This is a genomic window from Pseudomonas sp. NPDC089996 (genome assembly GCF_044748405.1).
Lineage (GTDB): Bacteria > Pseudomonadota > Gammaproteobacteria > Pseudomonadales > Pseudomonadaceae > Aquipseudomonas.
In genome coordinates this window covers 146,190-162,255 of sequence record NZ_JBIVGA010000001.1, presented here as the reverse complement: position 1 = coordinate 162,255, position 16,066 = coordinate 146,190, and the positions used below count along the sequence as shown (strand labels likewise).

Genomic DNA, 16,066 nt, shown 5'->3' with positions numbered 1-16,066 from the left:
CGCCAGGCTTTCTGCGCCTGGCGACATCGCTACCGCTCCATCCCCTCGGACGACGATGAAATCTTGCGCAGAGGGCATAGCCTCAGTGCGAATGATCTCGGTTGTTCTCCAGCGTCTCCAGCAACGCGATCTGCATCCGTGAATGCACACGGATGAACCAGCGCCACAGCAACGCCACCACCACCGCCGCCACAACTGCGATCACCAGCAACAGCTCGCTGGTCGGCAGGATGCTCGCCGACAAAGCCGACAGCAGCAGGAAGATCACCAGCAGCGAAAGCAGCGGAATCACCTCGGCAACCACGCGACGCACGCGCTGGGTATGCCGCCCGGCCATTTCAGGCTTCACGCCCATCTCTGCCAACAGCATCGACAGTGCCTTGAGCTTGCGATAGGCGGCGATCAGAAACGGCAGCGACAGCAGCAGCGCCGCGCCCCAGATCAGCGCCTTCTGCTGGCTGAGATCCATCACCCACTGATTGAGCCAGTTGCCGATGCGCCCGGCGAAATAACCGCCGCTGAAGAAGATCGCGATCACCAGCGCCAGATTGACGCCCACCTGCAACAGGATGCGCCGGATCATCGCCGCCAACATGGCACCTTCACCTTGCGGCTGAATGTTGCGCAACCATTCCCCATAGAGTGAAAGTACCCGCGCCAGGCGCCGTGGCACGACGCTGCCAAGTTTCTGTGACAACGGGTCGGCGCCGCGGATCAGGTAAGGTGTCAGCAGCGTGGTGATGGCCGAAACCGCTACCGCCACCGGGTAGAGGAAGTCGCTGGTGACCTGCAAAGTCATCCCCAGGGCGGCAATGATGAAGGAGAATTCGCCAATCTGCGAAAGCCCCATGCCTACCCGCAACGAGGTACGCCCGTCGTTACCGGCAATGAATGCGCCCATGCCGCACGAGAGCATCTTGCCCAGCACCACTGCCAGGGTGATGACCACGATCGGCCATGCATAGTCCACCAGCACTTGTGGGTCGATCATCAGGCCGATGGCGACGAAGAAGATCGCGCTGAACAGGTCGCGCACGGGCTCGATCAGGCGCTCGATCTTCAGCAGCTGTCGCGACTCGGCCATGATCGCACCGATCAGGAAGGCCCCCAGCACCATGCTGTATTCCAGCTTGACCACCAACAGGCAGAAGCCGAAGCACAGGCCCAGCACGGTGATCAGCAGCATCTCGTTGCTTTCGAATTTCGCCACGTAGGCCAGTAGCCGCGGCACCAACAGAATGCCGATGACCAGCGCAACGATCATGAACAACGACAGCTTGCCGACCGTCGAGAACACTTCCCCGGAGCTGACCGAGCCACTGACAGCAATGCCCGACAGCAAGGCGATGATGCCGATGCCGAGTATGTCCTCGACGATCAGCACGCCGAATATCAGCTGGGCGAAGCGTTCGTTCTTCATCTTCAGGTCGTTCAACGCCTTGACGATGATGGTGGTCGAGGAAATCGCCAGGATCGCGCCGAGGAACAGCGAGTCCATGGTCGTCCAGCCGAACCAGCGGCCAATCTCGAAGCCGATCCAGATCATCAGGACGATTTCCAGGAACGCCGCGATGAATGCTGTGGCACCGACCTTGAACAGTTTGCGCAGGCTGAACTCCAGACCTAGGCAGAACATCAGGAAAATCACCCCCAGCTCGGCCAGGATCTTGATCGTGTCTTCATCGTGGATCAGGCCGAACGGCGGGGTATGCGGGCCGATGATGAAGCCCGCGACAATGTAGCCCAGCACCACGGGCTGCTTGAGGCGATGAAAGAGAATCGTCACAACGCCGGCGACCAGCATGATCACTGCCAGGTCCTGGATGAAGCTGATGGCATGCATGGCGCGATACTCCTTTTCGGCTTTGCTGGATACCCAGGCAGACCGCTCCTCTGCCAAGGCAAAGCTGAGCGAGCAGCAAGTACATACTGTATTGAATGCAGGAAAGCCCATGTTGCATGGGCGTACTCAGGTTAACATCGCACCCCGCCGCAAAAAGCCGGTGCAATATGTAGAAACAGATCGGCCGATCAGCTGCCTCTGATGTCATGACAGGCGTGACGACAGAGCGTCCGGCGACGTCCCGTAACAGGAAGGCAAACCTTCAAGAGGGGAACCAGAAGTGTCAGAAGATACCCGCCCCGATTCAGCGCAACCTCACCGTGAGCACCCTATGGAACCTGGAAACGCCCAGCTGAGCATGACCGTCCTGATGACCCCGGACATGGCCAACTTTTCTGGCAACGTACACGGCGGCACCTTGCTCAAGTACCTCGACGAAGTGGCCTATGCCTGCGCCAGCCGCTATGCCGGCAGCTATGTGGTAACCCTGTCGGTCGACCAGGTGATCTTCCGCGAGCCGGTGCACGTCGGCGAGCTGGTGACCTTCCTGGCTTCGGTCAACTACACCGGCAACACCTCGATGGAAGTGGGCATCAAGGTGGTCACCGAAAACATCCGCGAGCGCTCGGTCCGTCACTCCAACAGCTGCTTCTTCACGATGGTCGCGGCCGATGACAACCGCCGCCCGGTGCCGGTGCCGCCGCGCCAGCCGCACTCCAGCGAAGAGAAACGCCGCTTCCTGCAAGGCCAGCAGCGCCGCCAGATCCGCCAGGAACTGGAAAAACGCTACCAGGACCTGAAAACCGACTCGATCTAGAACGCCAGGCGCTGCGCCTCGAAACGCACGCGCGGATGGGCGATGCGATCCTGGGCTCGCACCAGCTGCAGTTCGTAGCTGGCGCAGGCCTGGGTTTCCAGCAGCACCTCATGCACGGCCGCCGCCGTGAACTCGAAGGCCTGCAACCAGCTGTCCCCCAGCAGCACGCGTGCCAGGAACAGCCCGGAAGTCAGGTCGCCCACGCCCACCGGTTGCCGCGGGAAGGCCAGCAAGGGGCGGCGCAGGTGCCAGCTTTCTTCGCGGGTCACCAGCAGCATCTCGAACATATCTTCGGCACGCCCCGGATACGCCAGGTGCTTGACCAGCACCACCCGGGGACCGCGTTCGAGCAAGCTGCGCGCCATGTTCACGCAGTCCTCGAGCGATTGCGCAGCTCGGCCGCAGAAGCTGTCGAGTTCCAGCTGATTGGGGCAGAGGATATCCGCCTTGGCCGCTGCTTCATCGAGCAGGAACTCACTGACTTCCTGCGGAACGCTACAGCCCTTCTGCGCATGGCCCATGACCGGATCGCACAGGTACAGCGCTTTCGGGTTGACTGCCTTGATCCGCCCGACACCGGCGAGAATCGCCCGGCCCTGTTCGGCACTGCCCAGGTAGCCGGACAGCACCGCGTCACAGTGGCCCAGCTCGCCGATGTTGGAAATACCTTCTACCAACGCAGGAATTTGCGCCGGAGCGAGCACTTCACCCGCCCACTGGCCATACTGAGTGTGATTGGAAAACTGTACGGTATTGAGGGGCCAGACGTTGACCCCGATACGCTGCATGGGGAACACCGCAGCGCTGTTGCCGGCGTGGCCGAACACCACGTGGGACTGGATGGCGAGCAGATGCGGGGTACGTTTCATGCGGGTGGATTCCAAAGCTGTTACAAGGATTGTGCAGCGCGCAGTATGAACTCGATTGCCACCTGTACGACAGGCCAGGGACGCAGTTAAGCTGGTTCGACCTGTTTGGAGCATACGTAAATGTTGACCCTGGAGAATCTCTTCGTCCTGATGTTGTTGGCCACGGCAGGCGCTTGGTTATGGCACAACCATGGGCTGCGCGAGAAGGCCCTCGAGCGGGTCAAACAGCACTGCGCCAAACTGGACCTGGAGCTGCTGGATGATGCCGTTGCGCTCAAACGCATCGCGTTCATCCGTGATGCCAACGGCAGGAAGCGCCTGGCTCGGGTTTATGCCTTCGAGTTCACCGTGACCGGTGAACAACGCCACCCCGGCACCGTAACCCAGTTCGGCGCCCACAGCGCACAGATCGAACTGGCGCCCTACCCGTTCGAGATCAAGACACCGCCACGGGCTGACAATGTGATCGAGATGCAGCAGTGGCGCCAGGAACACAACCGCTGGCGCAACTGAAACCCAATCTCAAGCGATACACCGCCCCTTGTGGGAGCGGGTTTACCCGCGAATGCGTCAGTGGATTCAAAGTCGCATTCGCGGGTGAACCCGCTCCCACAGATATGCGATCGTTTTCAGATCGAGCATTCAGCCAGCGCCAACTTCAGGGGATGCTCTGGATGCGCCTGTTCGAAAATCAGCTCGATGCGCGAATCCTTGCGCCAGTCGCTCGGCTGCCACTGCGGCAAGTGACCTTCCAGCCCATTGAATGACTGCCATCCATCGGCACTGTGGATAACCCCTTTGGCGCGCTTCCATGGCCAGGCCGCGAGAAATGCCTTCAAGCGCTGTGGATCAAATCGCTGACTGGGGTGCCAGCGCCAACCGATACTCCAACCCCCCTCACCCTCCTGAGCTGAACAAATCGGCAGAGCAGGATCTATCCACAGGGTCGACGGGGCTGTGGACAGACTTGCTCCAGGCAAATTATTCACAGAACTGTCACTAATTTGACTTGTGGATGAAACAGGCAGCATTTCGAGCCCGACCAAGCCCTGCCGTGTCCAAACCTTGTGGACATTTAAAAAATCTTTATTTATCAACAGCTTAATATCTTCATCCACAGCCTCGGCCTTGTTCATTAGAACCAACGCTGCCGCCTGCAAGGCCTGTTGCTGAGACTCCGGCAATGGCTCGCCTCGCGCCAGCGCCTGAGCATCCAGCACCATCACCAACGGCTGCACCGCCAGTACGCCAACCCAGGGCGCCTGCCCCAGTTGATTCAGCAACTGTAAAGGATGACCAAGCCCGGAAGGTTCGATGAACAGGCGATCGGGCCGTGCCTTGCGCAGCAGGCGACCCAGGCCGACCTGGAACGGTGTGCCGTTCACGCAGCACAGGCAACCGCCGGCCACCTCGCCGATGGCAATACCGTCCTCGTCACGGCTCAGCAATGCCGCATCGAGGCCGACCTGGCCAAACTCGTTGACCAGCACGGCCCAGCGTTCATTCGCCGGGCGCTGGGCCATCAGTTGGCGAATCAGGCTGGTCTTGCCTGCCCCCAAGGGGCCGGCGATGACGTGGGTGGGGATGTTCTGCAACATGCCAGCGCTTCTATGCGGAATTTCCCCCACTATGCCCCGTCATGCCAGCCAGTCAAGGCTGAGCAAGAGCCTCCGCTGTTCACCAGGGGGCGAGCGGTGGATAAGTCCTGCTCCTTCATTACCAAGCCATTTTTCCCCTTTGAGTACCGCCACCTCGCCCGCCTGCAGGCTTTGAATGTTATCCACAGGCGCCGCTGCAAGATGCAGACCGACCCGCTCTACTGCGCCCTCTTTCAGCCATTCGCTGCCAGGCCCGATGTAAGTGCTCAGCAAGCGCAATGGCACGTTATCCACATGGAAGCGCGGGCACATGGCGCCTTGCAACACCCGCAACCGCAACCCCACCCGCCGGGCTCCGAGCAAGCAGGTGTAGGCCGATACCAGCCACTTCACATCAGCGACAAAGCCCTCGTAGCCATGCAGGTCGGCCACCTCCTGCAGCAAGCCAGGCAGTAGCGGGGGCTCGTGCTCATTCACATCTACAACACGCTGGTCAGCCAGCGTCTGGCCGAGGCTGACCACCAACGCGGCAAAGTCTTCCACCTGTGCCGGCAAGCGCCGCTGCCAGACAGCCAGGTTCACGCCATCCTGGAAGATTTCGGTGAGCACCTTTGGCGCCTCACCGAAAGCCTGTCGGATATCCACAGGCTGCAAGACAAGGTTCATGCTGCTTCCTCGGCATGCCAGGCGCCGAACGGATCTGGCAGGCGAAGCCAGGCCATCGGGCCAAGCGCCATTTCCTCATCGCTCAGCAAGCAGGCATCGAGCGCTGTGGATAACTGCGCGAAGTCGATGTTCTGGCCGATGAACACCAACTCCTGCCGGCAGTCACCGGTTTCGGCGTTCCAATGCTTGAGGATGTCTGCAGTACTCTGCTCATCCTGTGGCCAGTGCTCGCGTGGCACAAAACGCCACCAGCGCCCGGCCAGGCCATGGCGCATCATGCCGCCGGCCTGGGACCAGCTCCCGGCTTCCTGGAATTTACTGGCCAGCCAGAAAAAGCCCTTGGAGCGCAGCAGCCGACCATTGCTCCATTTGTTGTGGATAAAGTCGAAGAAACGCTGCGGGTGCAAGGGCCTGCGGGCTTCCCAGGTCGTCGCGGCAATGCCGTACTCCTCCGTTTCCGGCATGTGCTCGCCACGTAATTCCTGCAGCCAACCGGGCGCCTGCGCCGCCTGTTCGAAGTCGAACAGCTTAGTGTCGAGAATCCGCGCCAACGGCACCTGGCCCATGACCATCGGCACGATCTGCGCGCGGGCATTGAGGCTGCGCAGAATGGCGGTGAGTTCCTCGCGCTCGTGCTGGCTGATCAGGTCGATCTTGCTCAGCAGCAGCACATCGGCGAACTCGACCTGTTCGATCAACAGGTCGCTGATGGACCGCTCATCTTCTTCGCCCAGCGTCTCGCCACGGCTGGCCAGGCTGTCGGCCTGCTGATAATCACGCAGGAAGTTCAGGCCATCGACCACGGTAACCATGGTGTCCAGGCGCGCCATGTCGGACAGGCTGCGACCTTGCTCATCGCGGAAGGTGAATGTCTCGGCGACCGGCAGCGGCTCCGAGATGCCGGTGGACTCGATCAGCAGATAATCGAAACGGCCCTCCTCGGCGAGCCTCGCGACTTCTTCCAGCAGATCTTCACGCAGGGTGCAGCAGATGCAACCGTTACTCATCTCGACCAGTTTTTCTTCTGCGCGATTGAGGCTGACGTTGCGCTGCACTTCGCTGGCATCGATGTTGATTTCGCTCATGTCATTGACGATCACCGCGACCCGGAGGTTGTCGCGATTACGCAGCACATGGTTGAGCAACGTGCTTTTGCCGGCGCCAAGAAAGCCGGAAAGCACGGTGACGGGGAGACGACTGGACATAGGTGAAACCTCTTCAGGCGGGCGCACTCGAAACGATGCATTGCATAATGTTATAAAGTAACAATACAATTTCGCCAAGTCGCATTCGTCGCAATAGGCCCCACATGACAAGTTTGACGCTTCCGGACATTGCCACACAGCCACAAGAGAACACCGCCCCGCTGGATTGGGTCGGCATGTGCGGTATTGCCTTACCCATTCAGTTCGAGGGGCGTCTGGTATCGGCCATCGCCGATGCCGGTGTCAGCCTGGTGGATGGCACTTCGCGAGGGATTCATATGTCCCGTCTCTACCTCGCACTGGAGTCGCTTGAACAGCAGCCCTTGACGCCCTTGGCCATACGCCGCCTTCTGGCAAACTTCCTCGCCAGCCACGAGGGGCTTTCGAATGCTGCTTACCTCAAGCTGGCTTTCGAACACCTGCTGAAACGACCCGCGTTGATTAGCCCACTCGCCGGCTGGAAAAGCTATGCAGTTACCTTGGAAGCCAAGATCGAAAACGAAATGTTCCACGTGGAACTATCCGTTCGTGTGCCTTATTCCTCAACCTGCCCGTGCTCGGCAGCCTTGGCCAGGCAATTGATTCAGCAGCAGTTCGAGGTTGATTTCGCCGAGCGGTATATTGAGCGCAGTTCGGTATTGGAGTGGTTGGGCAGCAGCCGGGGCATCGTCGCGACACCCCATAGTCAGCGCAGCCATGCACTGATCAAGGTACGCCTGCAGAACAACCTTGCGTCATTACCGATATCCGAACTGATCGACTGCATCGAGGCCAGCTTGGGTACACCCGTACAGACTGCTGTGAAGCGTGCCGACGAACAGGCGTTCGCCATGGCCAATGGGCAGAACCTGATGTTCTGTGAAGATGCCGCTCGACGACTGCATCGGTCGCTACGAGAGTTGGCATGGGCGACTGCGTTCCAGCTGCGTGTGGAACATGCAGAGAGCCTGCATGCCCACGATGCGGTCGCCAGCAGCCAATGGCAGTGGTGAAATTCAGGTCCGGGGTTTGACGGTTCCACAATCGTTGCCGAGCCATACGGCCCGGGTGTTCATGCTGCCTTGCTGCTGTACGCCAGAGGCATTGAAGGTGCCATTGACCTGTGTGGTGAATTCCTTGTCACTGAGGAAGGTCGCCTGGCCGGTTCCTTGGGCTTTCGGGCAGCTGAACTGGAACTTCCACACATTGCCGGTGCGGTCGGTAATTTTCTGCGTGCAGCCTGACTTTGGGTCCTGCAGCGGAATGTCGTTGGTCTGAACCTGCTCAGGCGTCAGGCACGAGCGCACCCCATTGCCGCCAATCGTGACGCCCTGCTTCGCCAACACCCCTTCCATCATGGCCCGCTGTTCAGGCGGCAGGTTCTTCAACTGCCCAAGCATGAACTGCATGTCAGGTAGCGGCTTGCCATCGACCTGCATGTTGCTGGTGGTCAGCTCCCACAGGCCAGGTTGCAACATCTGTGCATGCACCAGTGGGCTGCTCAGGCCCAGGGCCAGAGCCAACAGTGGCAGACGAATCTTCATGAACGAACGCTCCTCGAAAAACCGGCCAACGGGCCGGGCTCAGCCTTAGACGCCAAATCCGCTTTCAGGTTGCAAGGCGGACCTGGAACGTGTTCTGTTATCCGCTGTGTATTCGCCAAGCAGGATGCGTATGGATTACCACAGCCCCTACTTCTTCGGCTACGTGCTCGGCCTTGTTCACTTGCTTGGCATGATCGCCGCCCTGCATGCAGTGTTCACTGTGCGTACCGCCCAAGGCGCGATTGCCTGGGCCATGTCACTGTTCTTCATTCCCTACTTCACACTCATTCCTTACCTGGTTTTTGGTGCCCGCTCTTTCTACGCCTACATCCAGGCTCGACGCCAGGCCAACCAGGAAATGCACGTAGCTATGGCCAACCTCAACTGGCGGCCGTGGGTAGAGGAAGCCCTCACTGCCAGGGAGTCGGAAAGTTACGCAGCGTTGCGCGCCATGCCGAAACTCGGGCGGATGCCATGCCTGGCCAATAACCAAGTGAAGCTGCTGATCGATGGGAAAGCTACCTTCGATGCGATATTCGCCGCCATCGACCAGGCCCGAGAAGTGGTGCTGGTGCAGTTCTTCATCATCCATGACGACGGCCTTGGCAAGTCACTGCAGCAATTACTGCTGCGCAAGGCGGCCGAGGGCGTGAAGGTCTTTGTACTGTATGACCGAGTCGGCAGCCACGCCTTGCCCGCCAGCTACAGCCAGGCGCTGCGTGACGGCGGTGTGCAGATCCACGCCTTTGCGACCCGCCGTGGGTGGTTCAACCGCTTCCAGGTCAACTTCCGCAACCACCGCAAGATCGTCGTGGTCGATGGCATTCATGGCTTCATCGGTGGGCACAACGTGGGTGATGAGTACCTCGGCAAGAACCCGCCCCTTTCACCATGGCGCGATACCCACGTGCAGATCACCGGGCCGGTGCTGGCCTGCCTGCAAGAGTCGTTCGCCGAAGACTGGTACTGGGCCACGCGCCAGCTACCACCCTTGATTCTGCCGGATACCTACCCCGACAACGGCGTGCTCTGCCAAGCCTTGGCCAGTGGCCCTGCCGACTCGCAGGAAACCTGTTCACTGTTCTTCATCGAAGCCATCCACTCGGCAAGCAAACGGGTATGGATCACCAGCCCCTACTTCATTCCGGATGAATCTGTGTTCGCCGCCTTGCGCTTGGCGGTACTGCGCGGAGTAGATGTCCGCGTGCTGATCCCTTCACGGCCGGATCACAGGATCGTCTATGCCGCGTCCAGCCTGTTCGCGTTTGAAGCGGTTCGGGCAGGGGTACGCATGTTCCGCTACCAGCCGGGCTTCCTGCACCAGAAGGTGGTGCTGGTGGATGACGAGGTCAGTGCGATCGGCAGCGCCAACCTGGACAATCGGTCGTTCCGGCTCAATTTCGAGATCACCCTGCTGACCGTGGACCGCCCGTTCGCCGACCAGGTGGAGGCGATGTTGCTGAACGACTTTGATCAGGCTCGCGAAATCACTGCAGAAGACAGCCGCGATACCCATCGCATTCAGCAGCTGGGCATGCGTATCGCACGGCTGATTTCACCGATTCTCTGAATGAAGAAAGGGCCGCATGTGCGGCCCTTTCTTCATTCAGAGCATGCTCAACGATAAAGGTCTTCACGCGTCCAGGGCAAATCATGGTGCCCATCGGCATAAGGTTTTACGGCCAGAATCTGATGCAGGTTGATCCAGCCCTTCTCGAACGCGTAGGCACACCCTGCCAGGTACAGCCGCCAGATTCGCAGGGTCTTCTCCGGCACCAGCGCCGCTGCCTTGTGCAACTGGTTCTCCAAGTTCTCGCTCCAATGGTGCAGTGTCTTGGCGTAGTGAAGGCGCAGGCTCTCCACGTCCACCACTTCCAGCCCGGCCTCACAGATGCTCGCACTGATCATCGACAGGTGCGGCAGCTCACCACTGGGAAATACGTAGCGGTCGATGAACTCACCTGCCCCACGCCCGACCGGTCGGCCATCAAGGTGCTTTGCAGTGATCCCATGGTTCATCACCACACCACCTTCACGCACTGCACCGAACAGCTTCTGGCAATAGAGCGCCAGGTTGGCGTGCCCGACATGCTCGAACATGCCGACACTGACAACCTTGTCGAAGCGGCCGTCCTGGGGCAGGTCGCGGTAGTCGAGAATCTGCAGGTCTACCTTGTCGGCCAGGCCCTCTGCCTTGACCCGCTGGCGTCCAAGCTTGAGCTGCTCCTTGCTCAGGGTGATGCCGAATACCTTGGCGCCATATTCGCGCGCGGCGAAACGAGACAGCCCACCCCAGCCGCAGCCCACATCGAGCAGGTAATCACCGGCGTCCAGGCGCAGCTTGCGGCACAGGTGCTCAAACTTGTCCTGTTGAGCCTGATCCAAGGTGTTGTCCGGCTCACGGAAATAGGCGCAGGAATAGGCCATATCCTGATCAAGCCAGAGCTGATAGAACGCATTGGAGACGTCGTAGTGGTAAGAAATGGCCTTGGCGTCTGTGCTCTTGTCATGGGATAGGCGCTGCGGCGGGGCTTCATCCTTCTCGGTCAGCAGTGCTTCGCTGAGTTCGTCGCACACGCGGATGGCTTCGCCAATATCACCTTCCAGCTCCAGCTTGCCCTCCACGAATGCAGCGCCCAGCTGGTCGAGGCTCGGGTGGGTCAGCTGACTGATCAGCTGTGGCTCCTTGACCAGGATGGTGACCTGTGGGCTTGGACCCAGATCGAACTGGTTGCCGTCCCACAGTTTCAGTCGCAGCGGCAAATGCAGGCTTTGCAGTGCCAGCGGAAGTTGAGCAAGCATGAACACTCCTCCAATCCCTAAAAGGCCACGACGCCTGATATTTCGAACGTCGCCGGATCAGAGTAGTTCATTCGTGGGATGTTTCCTCTGAACGAGACCAAGGTCTAGAACCAACTGATCTGATACAGCATCGGATTGTATACAATCGTCCCCTCTCAGCTTAACCTTATGCCCCTCTTGAGCTTCCTCATCTGGAGTACACACCCATGAAATCCTATGACGTGGTGATCATCGGCGGCGGCCCTGGCGGCTACAACGCAGCGATCCGTGCAGGCCAACTGGGCCTGAGCGTCGCCTGCGTGGAAGGCCGTTCGACCCTCGGTGGCACCTGCCTGAACGTCGGTTGCATGCCGTCCAAAGCACTGCTGCACGCCTCCGAACTTTATGAAGCCGCCAGCGGCTCCGAGTTCGCCCATCTCGGCATCGAGGTAAAGCCGACGCTCAACCTCGCCCAGATGATGAAGCAGAAGGACGAGAGCGTGACCGGCCTGACCAAGGGCATCGAATACCTGTTCCGCAAGAACAAGGTCGACTGGGTAAAAGGCTGGGGGCGCCTGGACGGCTTGGGCAAGGTCATCGTCAAGGCCGAAGATGGCAGCGAGACCACGCTGCAGGCCAAGGACATCGTCATCGCCACCGGCTCCGAACCCACCCCCCTGCCCGGGGTGACCATCGACAACCAGCGCATCATCGACTCCACCGGTGCCCTGGCCCTGCCGCAGGTGCCCAAGCACCTGGTGGTGATCGGCGCGGGCGTTATCGGCCTGGAGCTGGGGTCGGTCTGGCGCCGGTTGGGTGCACAGGTCACTGTTGTCGAATACCTGGACCGCATCTGCCCGGGCACAGATGAAGAAACCGCCAAGACCCTGCAGAAAGCCCTGGCCAAACAAGGCATGACCTTCAAGCTCGGCAGCAAGGTGACGCAAGCCACCCCGGCGGCAGAAGGTGTCAGCCTGACCCTCGAGCCAGCTGCCGGCGGTGCCGCCGAAACCTTGCAGGCCGACTATGTGCTGGTCGCGATCGGCCGTCGTCCTTATACCAAGGGCCTGAACCTTGAGAGTGTCGGGCTGGAAACCGACAAGCGCGGCATGCTGGGCAACGAGCAGCACCGCACATCCGTCCCTGGCGTATGGGTGATCGGTGACGTCACTTCCGGCCCGATGCTGGCGCACAAGGCGGAAGACGAAGCGGTCGCCTGCATCGAGCGCATCGCCGGCAAGCCACATGAAGTGAACTACAACCTGATCCCGGGCGTGATCTACACCCGCCCGGAACTGGCTACCGTTGGCAAGACCGAAGAGCAACTTAAGGCCGAAGGCCGCGCCTACAAGGTCGGCAAGTTCCCCTTCACCGCCAACAGCCGCGCCAAGATCAACCACGAGACCGAAGGCTTCGCCAAGGTCATCGCCGATGCCAATACTGATGAGGTGCTCGGCGTGCATCTGGTCGGCCCCAGCGTCAGCGAGATGATCGGTGAGTTCTGCGTGGCCATGGAGTTCGCCGCCTCCGCTGAAGACATCGCCCTGATCTGCCACCCGCACCCGACCCGTTCCGAAGCCCTGCGCCAGGCCGCGATGAACGTGCATGGCATGGCCATGCAAATCTGACCCCGCTGGCTCCGCCGGTTTTTTCGAAATACCATTGATGCACGCTTTCGATCAAACCAGCGGAGCCCACCGGGTGAGCATCAACTTCGATCTGAACGACCTGCAGGCTTTCCGTGCTGTCGTCGAGCAAGGCAATTTTCGCCGCGCTGCCGACACCATTCGCATCACCCAGTCGGCACTGAGCCGGCGCATCGAAAAACTCGAATCGGCATTGGGTGTGAAGCTGCTTGAACGCACCACGCGCAAGGTGTCGCTGACCAACGTCGGGCGTGCATTCCTGCCCCAGGTGGAGCGGCTGCTCGACGACCTGGACTTGGCCTTGCTCAGCGTTGGCGACGGCGGCTCGCTGCGTACCGGCACCTTGACCATAGCCTGCGTGCCGTCAGCGGCCTACTACTTCATGCCCCATGCAATCCGCGCCTTTCATGGGCAGTACCCGAAAGTGCGCATCAACCTGTACGACGCCTCAGCCAACGAAGTCAGCGCCGCCGTGGCATCCGGCGAGGCCGACTTCGGCCTGAGCTTCACGGGCAACCTTGCCCCGGAGATCGAGTTCAGCGTCTTGCTCGAAGAGCGCTACGTCATCGCCTGCCGACAGGACCACCCACTGGCCAGGCAGGACAAGGTGACCTGGGCGCAAGCCTACGAACATGACTACATCACCCTGGGCAAATCGTCTGGCAACCGCCTGGTACTGGACCGCGCGCTGGCCGGGATGCAGGTCAGCAAGGAGAGTGTCTGCGAAGCCAGGCATGTGACAACCCTGCTTGGCCTGATCGAAGCGGGCCTGGGCATTGCGGCGGTGCCTTCGATCGCGCTGCCGATGACACCGCACCCGATCCTCGCCAGCATTGCACTGGTCGAACCGGAGGTCAGCCGCAAGATGGGACTGCTCAAGCGCCGCGGCCGCACGCTGACGCCTGCGGCGCTTGAGATGGTGAGGTTGATTCGCGAGCTGCCCGGTGTGCTACCGGGCGACTGAATCCAGCCCGGTGGCACGCACGGCAGGCTGCACGTCAGGCGACGCGAGGTACTTCAGCAACTGCTTCGCTTCGGCCGGGTGCTCGGCACTTTTCGGGATGCCGGCGGCAAAGCGGGTCACCGACTGCAGGCTCTCCGGGATCTTGCCAACGTAGGTGACGCCCGGCACGGGTAGCAACTCGGCAACCTGCTGGAAGCCAAGCTGATAGGTGCCCTTGGCGACCTGTGAGGCCACCGGAATGCGCTCGACCATGGTGCTCTTGCCGACGAGCTGGTCCTCGATACCCAGCTTCTTGTACAGCTCCTTCTCGATATACACGCCGCTGGCGCTGTCCGAGTAGGCCACTGACCGGGCCGCCAGCAACGTCTGCTTCAACTCGTCAGCAGTACTGATAGCAGGCTTGGCCTGCCCTGCCTTGACCACCAAGCCGATGCGCGAGTCTGCCAGCTCCACCCGCGATGCCGGGTCGACCTTGCCCTGACGAATCAGCTCGTCCAGTGCATAGCCGACCATGATCACCACATCGGCGTGTTCGCCACGTGCGAGGCGATTGGGGATCGCCTCGGGCGCCTTGCCCATGGACGGCCCTAGCACCGTAACCAGCGTGTCACCGCTCTGCGCCGCATATTGAGGCGCCAGTTTCTTGTAGGCGGCAGTGAACCCGCCCGAGGTCATCACAGCCAGTTCGGCAGCCTGTGCAAGGCTGCAGCCAGCGAGCAGAGAAGCTGCCAGCAACGCTTTCAATGAAGTGTTCATGCGGCCACCAGTGCGCGCTGGCCCAGGCGACGATAAAGCATCCACGTAGCGACAAATGCACAGAGCGCGGCGAACATCATCCAGTAGGCCGGTGCGGCCTTGTCGTTGGTCACGTGGATCATCCAGGTCGAGATTGCCGGGGTGAAACCGCCAAACAGTGCAGTCGCCAGGCTATAGGCCAGCGAGAAACCTGCCACACGCACTTCCACAGGCATGATTTCGGTCAGCGCCGGGATCATCGCGCCGTTGTACATCCCGTACAGGAACGAGAACCACAGCAGCACCTCGAGCATGTGGCCAAAGGTCGGCGCCTGGGCCAGGTAGGTCAGCGCCGGATAAGCGCTGATCAGGGTCATCAGCGACATGGCCAGCAGCAGCGGCTTGCGCCCGAAGCGGTCGCTGAGGGTGCCGCCGATGGGCAGCCAAATGAAGTTCGACACGGCCGTCAGCAGGGTCACCAGCAATGCATCGCCAGTGCTCAGCTGCAGCACGGTCTTGCCGAAGGTCGGTGCATACACCGTGATCATGTAGAAGGCGGTGGTGGTCATGGCCACCATCAGCATGCCGAACAGCACCACGCCAGAATTGGCGGCCAGTGTGGCCAGCACCTGCTTCATGCTCGGGCGATGCTTGCGAGCGGAAAACTCTTCGGTTTCCTGCAGATTGCGACGCAGCATGAAGATCATCGGAATGATCATGCAACCCACGGCAAACGGCACGCGCCAGCCCCACTGGGCAATTTCTGCGGCAGACAACCACTCATTGAGGGTAAAGCCCAAGGCGGCTGCGACGACGATAGCCACCTGCTGGCTGGCGGACTGCCAGCTGGCATAGAAGCCCTTGTTCCCTGGCGTTGCGATTTCGGCCAGGTATACCGACACACCGCCCAACTCCGCACCCGCGGAGAACCCCTGCAGCAAGCGCCCGATCAGCACCAGCGCCGGGGCCAACAGCCCGATGCTGGCGTATCCGGGCACCAGCACGATCAGCAATGTGCCACTGGCCATGATCGCCAGGGTGACGATCAGTCCTTTGCGCCGCCCAACGTCATCGATGTAGGCCCCCAGGATTACCGCACCCAGTGGACGCATGAGGAAGCCTGCGCCAAACACGGCGAAGGTCATCATCAGCGAGGCAAATTCGTTGGACGCCGGGAAGAAGGCGGCGGCGATGTGCGTGGCGTAGAAGCCGAACAGGAAGAAGTCGAACTGTTCCAGGAAGTTCCCGGACGTGACCCGGAAGACCATACCGGCCTTGGACTTGCCCTCGGGCACCGGATGTGACGGCAGACTCATGGTGTATCTCCAGCATTTCTTAAAATTTGTAAGTGCTTGTTGCTGGAATGATGGGTGAAAGAGGCTTTGGGGATAATCGTTGATTTTTCATGAATTGATGCAC

The 16,066-nt window shown here is 60.5% G+C and carries 15 protein-coding genes; 6 read left to right on the top strand and 9 right to left on the bottom strand.

Annotated features, from left to right (window positions below):
- Positions 1-82: 82 nt before the first annotated feature.
- On the bottom strand, positions 83-1,843 hold the full coding sequence (locus ACIPW4_RS00785; RefSeq protein ID WP_400654022.1) for a cation:proton antiporter: 1,761 nt from the start codon (positions 1,841-1,843) through the stop codon (positions 83-85).
- Between the two features lie 331 nt (positions 1,844-2,174).
- On the opposite strand from ACIPW4_RS00785, the gene ACIPW4_RS00780 reads away from it, so the two are divergent.
- Positions 2,175-2,660, top strand: coding sequence for an acyl-CoA thioesterase (locus ACIPW4_RS00780; RefSeq protein WP_400654020.1), 486 nt, complete (start codon positions 2,175-2,177; stop codon positions 2,658-2,660).
- Here ACIPW4_RS00780 and pdxY read toward each other — a convergent pair.
- Entirely contained in the window at positions 2,657-3,529 is an 873-nt protein-coding gene (pdxY, locus tag ACIPW4_RS00775) for a pyridoxal kinase PdxY (protein WP_400654019.1), read from the bottom strand. The two genes, ACIPW4_RS00780 and pdxY, sit on opposite strands and share 4 nt — an antisense overlap.
- A 120-nt stretch (positions 3,530-3,649) precedes the next feature.
- Between pdxY and ACIPW4_RS00770 the strand changes: the two genes are divergently transcribed.
- The gene (locus tag ACIPW4_RS00770) at positions 3,650-4,042 is read left to right on the top strand and encodes a DUF3301 domain-containing protein (RefSeq protein WP_103448416.1); all 393 of its coding nucleotides are present in this window, start codon (positions 3,650-3,652) and stop codon (positions 4,040-4,042) included.
- Positions 4,043-4,158: 116 nt separating this feature from the next.
- On the opposite strand, the gene ACIPW4_RS00765 is transcribed toward ACIPW4_RS00770, so the two are convergent.
- Genes ACIPW4_RS00765 through zigA form a run of 3 tightly spaced genes read right to left on the bottom strand, consistent with a single transcriptional unit; the run spans position 4,159 to position 6,998 of the window.
- Entirely contained in the window at positions 4,159-5,127 is a 969-nt protein-coding gene (locus ACIPW4_RS00765; RefSeq protein WP_400654017.1) for a CobW family GTP-binding protein, read from the bottom strand.
- A 39-nt stretch (positions 5,128-5,166) separates the two neighbouring features.
- Positions 5,167-5,793, bottom strand: a complete 627-nt coding sequence (locus ACIPW4_RS00760) for a DUF1826 domain-containing protein (RefSeq protein WP_400654016.1) — start codon at positions 5,791-5,793, stop codon at positions 5,167-5,169.
- The gene (gene zigA / locus ACIPW4_RS00755) at positions 5,790-6,998 is read right to left on the bottom strand and encodes a zinc metallochaperone GTPase ZigA (RefSeq protein WP_400654015.1); all 1,209 of its coding nucleotides are present in this window, start codon (positions 6,996-6,998) and stop codon (positions 5,790-5,792) included. Before zigA ends, ACIPW4_RS00760 begins: the two co-directional genes overlap by 4 nt.
- Before the next feature lie 104 nt (positions 6,999-7,102).
- On the opposite strand from zigA, the gene folE2 reads away from it, so the two are divergent.
- Positions 7,103-7,990: a GTP cyclohydrolase FolE2 gene (gene folE2 / locus ACIPW4_RS00750; RefSeq protein ID WP_400654013.1), complete on the top strand. Its 888-nt coding sequence runs from the start codon at positions 7,103-7,105 to the stop codon at positions 7,988-7,990.
- A gap of 3 nt (positions 7,991-7,993) precedes the next feature.
- Here the strand turns inward: folE2 and ACIPW4_RS00745 are convergent, their stop codons facing one another.
- Positions 7,994-8,521 carry a DUF3617 domain-containing protein gene (locus tag ACIPW4_RS00745; protein WP_060483822.1) on the bottom strand — a complete coding sequence of 176 codons (528 nt, stop codon included), beginning with the start codon at positions 8,519-8,521 and terminating at the stop codon, positions 7,994-7,996.
- 130 nt (positions 8,522-8,651) lie between these two features.
- On the opposite strand from ACIPW4_RS00745, the gene cls reads away from it, so the two are divergent.
- A complete protein-coding gene (gene cls / locus ACIPW4_RS00740) occupies positions 8,652-10,091 on the top strand; it encodes a cardiolipin synthase (protein ID WP_400654011.1) in 1,440 nt (479 codons plus the stop codon).
- A 47-nt stretch (positions 10,092-10,138) separates the two neighbouring features.
- Here cls and cfaB read toward each other — a convergent pair whose 3' ends face one another.
- Positions 10,139-11,323: a C17 cyclopropane fatty acid synthase CfaB gene (gene cfaB, locus ACIPW4_RS00735; protein WP_400654010.1), complete on the bottom strand. Its 1,185-nt coding sequence runs from the start codon at positions 11,321-11,323 to the stop codon at positions 10,139-10,141.
- Positions 11,324-11,529: 206 nt separating this feature from the next.
- On the opposite strand from cfaB, the gene lpdA reads away from it, so the two are divergent.
- Both lpdA and ACIPW4_RS00725 read left to right on the top strand, forming a co-directional pair.
- A complete protein-coding gene (lpdA, locus tag ACIPW4_RS00730; RefSeq protein ID WP_400654008.1) occupies positions 11,530-12,930 on the top strand; it encodes a dihydrolipoyl dehydrogenase in 1,401 nt (466 codons plus the stop codon).
- Positions 12,931-13,003: 73 nt separating this feature from the next.
- Positions 13,004-13,912 (top strand): LysR family transcriptional regulator, encoded by a 909-nt coding sequence (locus ACIPW4_RS00725; protein WP_400654007.1) that lies wholly within the window; start codon positions 13,004-13,006, stop codon positions 13,910-13,912.
- On the opposite strand, the gene ACIPW4_RS00720 is transcribed toward ACIPW4_RS00725, so the two are convergent.
- Together ACIPW4_RS00720 and ACIPW4_RS00715 are read right to left on the bottom strand one after the other, a co-directional pair.
- On the bottom strand, positions 13,898-14,668 hold the full coding sequence (locus tag ACIPW4_RS00720; protein WP_400654005.1) for a substrate-binding domain-containing protein: 771 nt from the start codon (positions 14,666-14,668) through the stop codon (positions 13,898-13,900). The two genes, ACIPW4_RS00725 and ACIPW4_RS00720, sit on opposite strands and share 15 nt — an antisense overlap.
- Positions 14,665-15,963, bottom strand: coding sequence for an MFS transporter (locus tag ACIPW4_RS00715; RefSeq protein ID WP_400654004.1), 1,299 nt, complete (start codon positions 15,961-15,963; stop codon positions 14,665-14,667). Before ACIPW4_RS00715 ends, ACIPW4_RS00720 begins: the two co-directional genes overlap by 4 nt.
- Between the last annotated feature and the right edge of the window lie 103 nt (positions 15,964-16,066).